1 protein-coding gene is annotated in these 390 nt (G+C 61.0%); it reads left to right on the top strand.

All coding sequences use genetic code 11. The features are described from left to right. Positions 1-390 (top strand): hypothetical protein (locus NWP09_RS13555; RefSeq protein ID WP_258275950.1); only part of this gene is annotated, 390 nt, incomplete at both ends.

Here is a 390-nt window from a genome sequence, read left to right as displayed (position 1 = left end):
AAGAGAAGGGAGGGGGGGGGGAAAGAGGAGAAGAAAGGAGAGAGGAGAGGAGCGAAAGAGGAAAGGAAAGGAGAAGAAGGAGGGCAATCCCGAGGGAGGACAGAAGAGAGAAGAAAACAGGAGAGAAAGAGAAGGGGAGGGAAGGGAAGAGGGGGAGAGAAGAGAGAGGAGAAGGGAAGAGGAGAGAGAAGGGAAAGAGGGAGGGGGAGGGAGGGAAAGAGGAGGAGAGAGGGGGCAGGGAAGAGGGGAGGAGAGAGAAAGGAAGAGGGAAGGGAGAGAGGGAGAGGGGGAGGGGTGGAGGGGGGGAGAAGGGGGAGAAGGGAGAGGGGGAGGGGGGCGCGAACGTCATCGACGACGTGACGACCACGTCGCCCGGGCCGACCCCTAGAC

Source organism: Agrococcus sp. HG114, from assembly GCF_024723325.1.
In the GTDB taxonomy this organism is placed as follows: Bacteria; Actinomycetota; Actinomycetes; order Actinomycetales; family Microbacteriaceae; genus Agrococcus.
This window is presented reverse-complemented; position numbering and strand designations above follow the sequence as displayed.